Genomic DNA, 7,302 nt, shown 5'->3' on the forward strand with positions numbered 1-7,302 from the left:
AATAGCCTGACCGAATTCAGCTGTGCGAGGTTCGGATGTTTTCGGTCATTACTTGTATTCGGGACAACCACGATTGGCGGCTGGTGCTTGCGGCCGCCGCCGTCTGCCTGGTCGGCGCTATAGCGGCTATGCTGCTGCTTTCCCGCGCCCAGGAATGCGATGCCGGGCGGCGCAAGCTCTGGATCGGCGCTTCGGCTTTTGCTTTCGGCACCGGCGTATGGGCAACGCACTTCATCGCGATGCTGGCCTATGATGGCGGCATGCCGATCGGCTACCAACTGGGCCTGACAACGCTTTCTTTCCTCCTGTCGGTTGTCGGTTCGTGGGCGGCGATCCTCGTCGCTTCGGAAAGCCGCGGCAGGTTTTCTCGCATCCGAGGCGGCGTCCTGATGGCGCTCGGCATCGCCTCCATGCACCTGACCGGCATGCAGGCGATCGAAACGCAGGCGGCAATCCTTTATGATCCCTTCATGACGCTGAGTGCGGTTCTCGCAGGAGTGCTGTTGTCGAGCGCCGCCTTCCACGCCTTTTTCCAATTGAAGGGACTGAGGCGGCTCCTCGCCTCGTCAATCACTTTCGTCCTTGCGATCTGCGCTCTCCATTTCATCTCGATGGCTAGCATCACGCTCGTGCCGGATCCGGGCAAAGAGGTTCCGGCAACGGTGCTCGATGCCAGCCTGCTTGCTGCGATCGTCGTTGTGGCGGCGACGACGCTCATTCTCATTGCGCTCGCGGTGGTCTTTATCGAAAGCCACCTGACGGATCTGAAGGGGCTCGCGAATGCCTCGCAGGAAGGGCTGCTGATCCTGCGGGAAGGCCGGATCATCGATGCCAATGAACGCTTCCAGGGGCTTTCCGGCTGGAAGCTTGCCGGTCTTGCCGGCAAGGCGCCCTCGGTTGTTTTGACCGCTATTCAGGGGACTGGGCAGAACAGACCCAGCGAGACGCTGCTCAACACCAGGGACGGCAGGGAGATCGCCGTCGAAGTGACCGCGAGCAGGATCGTCTATCGCGGGCACAATTGCGAGGTGCTGGCGGTGCGTGATCTCACCGAGCGCAGGCAGGCCGAGGAGATGATCGAGCATCTCGCCCACCACGACGTGCTCACCGATCTGCCGAACAGGTCGCTGTTCGATACCCGCATCCGGCAGGCGCTGCAGATGGCCGAACGAAAGAACAGCGAGGTTGCCCTCTTCTATCTCGACCTCGATCGCTTCAAGGCCGTCAACGATATCTTCGGCCATGCCGAAGGCGACCGTATTCTCCGCAAGGTCGCCTCGATCCTGCGCCGCGTGGCCGATGAAAGCGATACGATCGCCCGCCTCGGCGGCGATGAATTCGCCATCATTCAGCTCGCCGGGCAGCAGCCAGCGGCGGCCCAAAAGCTTGCGGCTGATATCCTTGGCGAATTCGCCGCCGAGATGGATACGGCGCGCGACCCGACCGCCGTCGGTGTCAGCGTCGGCATCGCTCTCTATCCCGCGGATGGCGCTGCTGCTGAAGAACTCTGCAACAATGCCGATACTGCACTCTACCGCGTCAAGCATGACGGTCGCGGCAAGGTCTGTTTCTTCGACGCGGAAATGGATAAGGCGGCACGCAACCGCCGCCAGATCGAAAGCGAACTGCGCCATGCGATCATCCGCAACCAGATCCATGTCAGCTATCAGCCGATCCTCGATGCGCTGAGCGGCGAGATCGGCGGCTACGAGGCCCTGATGCGCTGGAACCGGCCAGGTCACGGCTTGACCGAGCCCGATATCTTCATCCCGATCGCCGAGGAAAGCGGCTCGATCGTCCAACTCGGCGAATGGGTGTTGCAGCAGGCCTGCAGGGAGGCCGTTCGCTGGCCGCTGCCGTTGATGATCGCCGTCAATCTCTCGCCGGTGCAATTCATGCTGCCGAACCTCTGCGAGCGGATCGAGGCGATCCTTGCCGAAACCGGGCTTGCGCCCAGCCGGCTGGAGCTCGAGATTACCGAGGCGGCCCTCATTCGCGATCGCGACCGGGTGATGACGACGCTGCTGCGGCTGCACAAGCTCGGCGTGCACATCGTCATGGATGATTTCGGCACCGGTTTTTCCTCGCTTTCCAACCTGCGTTCATTCCCTTTCGACAAGATCAAGGTCGATCGCAGTTTCACCGGCGTGCTGGAACATGATGCGGGGGCGCGCTCGATCGTGCGCGCCATCATCGGCCTTGGTCATAGCCTCGGCATGCCTGTCGTGACGGAGGGGGTGGAAACCGAGATGCAGCGCCGGATCGTCGTCGAGGAAGGTTGCGCGCAAGTGCAGGGCCTTTTACTCGGCAAGCCGGATATCGAGCCGAGCATCAAGCTTGCAGCTCACGAAAACGTCTTGACCGCGCAGATCGAAACCGGCGTGTCCTCATTGCGACGCGCACAGGGTGCTGGTGAGTGATCTTACAGCGCCGCGCGTCTTTTCAGACGCGCAAAGGACACTGTAACACTTTTGGACTGCTGCATAATTTTATCCTTAAATCGATTCCGATTTAAGGAATTATGCGGTGGTCAGAGCGCCTTGGCGTTTTCCAGAAGCCGGCGGATATATTCAAGCGTCAGCTCACGCTCGAAAACTCGGAAACCTTTAAACAGCGCAAGATCGGCCTCACGCGCGGTCTCGATCGCCTCGGCCTCCATGGCGCGCGCCCTCGGCGTCAGGAAGAGCAGTTGCGCCCGCTTGTCGGATGGATGCGGCCGGCGCTCGATCAGCCCGTCGCGGACCATGCGCGAAAGCGTATTGGCCATGGTCGCCTGTTCGATATCGACCCGCTCGAGAAGCTGTTTCTGGGTCAGCCCGTCCTCGGCCCAGAGTTCCAGCAGAATGGGGAACTGCCCGGGAGAAAAACCGAGCCCGACCGCGCGCTGGTGCAGCGAGCGGGCAAAACCCTTCGCCAGCTGGCTGGCAAGGTAGGCTCCCGAATCCATGCGGTTAAATCCCATGATTGCAAGTTAGGCTCAAAACCATGCCGGAGACAATGCAGCAAATCGCATACGATGCTCCTTAACATGCAAGCGGCGAGCAGAATTTCGAGTGCCTCGAAAAAACAAAAGTCGCCATGGCCTGGAGGTTGGCCATGGCGACTTTAAAGTGGGGACAAAGGCCCGGAGAGGGGGATAAGGCCTTTGTCCAAGCCTGACGCGGCGGGGGACAAGCCGGTAATCAGACCCGCGACGCAATCAAGCGCCGGTGACATGGATTTGTGGCCCAGAATGTGGTTTTTCAAGGGAGGGCCATCGTTACAAATCGGTAACAGTTTGGTGAGCCGGAATCCCTGCCGCACAATTCCTGAGATCGGAATCGACGGAAGGATAAAATTATGCAGCAACGCCAAGTGCTCAGCGTCCTTTGCGCGTCCGAAAATGCGCGCGGCGCCGTAGCGCTCCGAACGCCATAATCCTTTTCGCGCGCCGAATTTTATGCCGAACTCTATATGGACCTCGTCCCATGCCCGCGCTATCCATGCACGCATGAAAAAAGGCGATCACCTCTTCCTAGTCGATGGTTCCGGATTCATCTTCCGGGCGTTTCACGCACTGCCGCCGCTGACCCGCAAGACCGACGGCCTGCCGATCGGCGCCGTGTCCGGTTTCTGCAACATGCTGTGGAAGCTCTTGAGGGACGCGCGCAATACCGATGTCGGCGTGACGCCGACGCATCTTGCCGTCATCTTCGATTATTCCGCCAAGACGTTTCGCAAGGATCTCTACGACGCCTACAAGGCGAACCGTTCCGCCCCGCCGGAAGAGCTCGTCCCGCAATTCGGCCTCATCCGCGAGGCGACTCGCGCCTTCAATCTACCCTGCATCGAGACCGAAGGCTTCGAGGCCGACGACATCATCGCCACCTATGCCCGCCAGGCCGAAGCGACCGGCGCCGATGTCACCATCGTCTCCTCCGACAAGGATCTGATGCAGCTCGTCAGCCCCAATGTCCATATGTATGACAGCATGAAGGACAAGCAGATCGGCATTCCCGATGTCATCGAGAAATGGGGCGTGCCACCGGAAAAGATGATCGACCTGCAGGCGATGACCGGCGATTCCGTCGACAATGTTCCCGGCATTCCGGGCATCGGCCCGAAAACCGCCGCCCAGCTGCTCGAGGAATACGGCGATCTCGATACGCTGCTCGAACGCGCCACCGAGATCAAGCAGGTCAAGCGCCGTGAGACGATCCTCGCCAATATCGACATGGCCAGGCTCTCACGCGACCTCGTGCGGCTGCGCACCGATGTGCCGCTCGATCTCGATCTCGACGCGCTGGTGCTGGAACCGCAGAACGGTCCTAAGCTGATCGGCTTCCTGAAGACGATGGAATTCACCACGCTGACGCGCCGCGTCGCCGAAGCCTGCGATTGCGATGCCGGCGCCATCGAACCGGCGATCGTCCGCATCGAATGGGGTGAGAAGGCCCGCGGCCCGGATCTCGATGCGGCGGAGCCCGAGCCCGTTGCCGGCGGCATCCCCGACGTTTCCGGCGAATCCGTGCCGGTGCCGCCGCGTGCAAAGGCGAAGACCGCGGTCGAAGGCGCCTTTTCGCCCGCCGATCTTGCCAAAGCGCGGGCCGAGGCCTTTGCGACGCTGCCCTTCGATCATTCGGCCTATGTCACGATCCGCGATCTGACGACGCTCGACCGCTGGATCGCCGATGCGCGCGCCACCGGCCTCGTTGCTTTCGATACCGAGACCACCTCGCTGGATGCGATGCAGGCCGAGCTTGTCGGCTTTTCGCTGGCGATCGCCGACAATACGGCCGATCCCACCGGCACGAAGATCCGCGCCGCCTATGTGCCGCTTGTCCATAAGAACGGCGTCGGCGATCTGCTCGGCGGCGGCCTTGCCGAAAACCAGATCCCGATGGGCGATGCCCTGCCACGGCTGAAGGCATTGCTGGAAGACGAATCGGTTCTCAAGGTCGCCCAGAACCTGAAATACGATTACCTGCTGATGAAGCGCTACGGCATCGAGACCAGGAGTTTCGACGATACGATGCTGATCTCCTACGTGCTCGATGCCGGCACCGGCGCGCATGGCATGGACCCGCTCTCGGAAAAATTCCTCGGCCATACCCCGATCCCCTACAAGGACGTGGCGGGCAGCGGCAAGGCGAATGTCACCTTCGATCTGGTCGATATCGACCGCGCCACCCACTATGCCGCCGAAGATGCCGACGTGACGCTGCGCCTCTGGCTGGTGCTGAAGCCGCGGCTGGCGGCGGCGGGATTGACCAGCGTCTATGAACGGCTGGAGCGGCCGCTATTGCCGGTGCTGGCGCGCATGGAAGCGCGCGGCATCACCGTCGACCGGCAGATCCTGTCGCGCCTCTCCGGCGAGCTGGCCCAGAGTGCAGCAAGGCTGGAGGACGAGATTTACGTGCTGGCCGGCGAGCGTTTCAATATCGGTTCGCCGAAGCAGCTGGGCGATATCCTGTTCGGCAAGATGGGCCTTTCCGGCGGCAGCAAGACGAAGACAGGCCAATGGTCCACCTCCGCCCAGGTACTCGAGGATCTGGCCGCCGCCGGTTTCGAATTGCCGCGCAAGATCGTCGACTGGCGCCAGGTCACCAAGCTGAAATCCACCTATACCGACGCGCTTCCGGGTTACGTTCACCCCGAGACAAAGCGGGTCCACACCTCCTACTCGCTGGCATCGACGACCACGGGGCGCCTGTCCTCGTCCGAGCCGAACCTGCAGAACATTCCGGTGCGCACGGCAGAAGGCCGCAAGATCCGCACTGCCTTCATCTCGACGCCTGGCCACAAGCTGATCTCTGCCGACTACAGCCAGATCGAACTGCGCGTGCTTGCCCATGTGGCCGAGATCCCGCAGCTGACCAAGGCCTTCGAAGACGGCGTCGACATCCACGCCATGACGGCGTCGGAAATGTTCGGCGTGCCGGTGGAAGGCATGCCGGGCGAGGTGCGCCGCCGCGCCAAGGCGATCAATTTCGGCATCATCTACGGCATCTCGGCCTTCGGGCTTGCCAATCAGCTTTCGATCGAGCGTTCGGAAGCCGGCGACTACATCAAGAAGTATTTCGAGCGTTTCCCCGGCATCCGCGACTATATGGAAAGCCGAAAGGCCATGGCGCGCGACAAGGGTTATGTCGAAACGATCTTCGGCCGCCGTATCAACTATCCCGAAATCCGCTCTTCCAATCCATCCGTGCGTGCCTTTAACGAGCGTGCGGCCATCAACGCGCCGATCCAGGGCTCGGCTGCCGACGTCATTCGCCGGGCAATGATCAAGATAGAGCCGGCGCTTGTTGAAGTCGGCCTTGCCGATCGCGTCCGCATGCTGCTGCAGGTGCATGACGAACTCATCTTCGAGGTCGAGGACGAGGATGTCGAAAAGGCGATGCCGGTCATCGTCTCGGTCATGGAAAACGCCACCATGCCGGCGCTGGAAATGCGCGTGCCGCTGAGGGTCGATGCCCGCGCCGCCACCAATTGGGACGAGGCGCACTAAAGCATGTCGCGCAAAACTGTGCGGCGGTCTTTGCGACAACGACTTGCGCGGAAATAAAGCCTAAAGCGCGAGGAGCGATCAGAGCACCTCCCCAAAATTGGCAAAGATTTTTCTCACTGCCAGAACTCATTGAAAGTGCAGCGATTTATCCCAAGGGGTCGTATCGGAACGATACGGCAGGAAGGAACTTATTAACCTTCCTTTTCTATCCCGGTAGGGTCGTAATTTGCAAAGCATGAGTGAGTAGCGGACGCATGCGTTTTCCTAGAACCAATTTGACGGATGCCGGAGATTTTTCCAGCGAGATTGAAACGGACCTTCCGGAGGAAAACCCAGGGGAGAAGCCGGCGGCACCCATCTGGCAGAGCAACTTTTCCCTCGCGCCGAATGTGCGTTTCACCCGCACGCCGGAAACGCTGATCAGCAGGCGGCGTGCGCCGAATGAGCCCGTTCGCGATGATTCGCAGATTGGACAGCAGGCAATACGGATAGAGCCGGTTGCCGTCGACGTGCCGTTCGATATCTATCTGCCGGAGCCGGACGAAATTTCCGCAGCACCACACAAGATCGAACTGCAGCAGTCACCTGTGCTTGATGAGGCCGTCGCGCCGGCTTTCCGCGCCAGCGCCGAGCTTTCCTCCATTTCGGATTTCGCCTTCTGGGAAGTCATGGCCTTCGAAGAGGCCGAGCCGGTTCGTGCACCGCCGTTGATATCGTTCCCGAAGACCGAGACCTCGCCCGAATCGATCACGTCGCTGTTCCGGATCATGGAATGGCGCCCCGGCAGGCCGGCCCCCGCTCCCGTCGTCTCC

At 61.0% G+C, this 7,302-nt stretch carries 3 protein-coding genes and 1 pseudogene; 3 read left to right on the forward strand and 1 reads right to left on the reverse strand.

Annotated elements, in window-relative coordinates; genetic code table 11:
• The first annotated feature begins 35 nt into the window (after window positions 1-35).
• Window positions 36-2,420, forward strand: coding sequence for a bifunctional diguanylate cyclase/phosphodiesterase (locus tag GR198_RS31735; protein ID WP_029873740.1), 2,385 nt, complete (start codon window positions 36-38; stop codon window positions 2,418-2,420).
• A 110-nt stretch (window positions 2,421-2,530) separates the two neighbouring features.
• Here the strand turns inward: GR198_RS31735 and GR198_RS31740 are convergent, their stop codons facing one another.
• Window positions 2,531-2,947, reverse strand: a complete 417-nt coding sequence (locus GR198_RS31740) for a MarR family winged helix-turn-helix transcriptional regulator (RefSeq protein ID WP_003544385.1) — start codon at window positions 2,945-2,947, stop codon at window positions 2,531-2,533.
• Window positions 2,948-3,490: 543 nt separating this feature from the next.
• Here GR198_RS31740 and polA point away from each other — a divergent pair.
• Window positions 3,491-6,490: a DNA polymerase I gene (gene polA, locus GR198_RS31745; protein ID WP_032984398.1), complete on the forward strand. Its 3,000-nt coding sequence runs from the start codon at window positions 3,491-3,493 to the stop codon at window positions 6,488-6,490.
• 254 nt (window positions 6,491-6,744) lie between these two features.
• Window positions 6,745-7,302 (forward strand): annotated as a pseudogene (locus GR198_RS31750) (DNA translocase FtsK); the annotation flags it as partial.

Source organism: Rhizobium leguminosarum, assembly GCF_010668065.1.
Classification (GTDB): Bacteria; Pseudomonadota; Alphaproteobacteria; order Rhizobiales; family Rhizobiaceae; genus Rhizobium; species Rhizobium leguminosarum_S.

What these genes read in the sequence shown, in the direction of transcription:
- GR198_RS31735 (WP_029873740.1), top strand. Translation starts at nt 36, where the DNA reads ATGTTTTCGGTCATTACTTGTATTCGGGACAACCACGATTGGCGGCTG.
- GR198_RS31740 (WP_003544385.1), bottom strand. Translation starts at nt 2,947, where the DNA reads ATGGATTCGGGAGCCTACCTTGCCAGCCAGCTGGCGAAGGGTTTTGCC.
- polA (WP_032984398.1), top strand. Translation starts at nt 3,491, where the DNA reads ATGAAAAAAGGCGATCACCTCTTCCTAGTCGATGGTTCCGGATTCATC.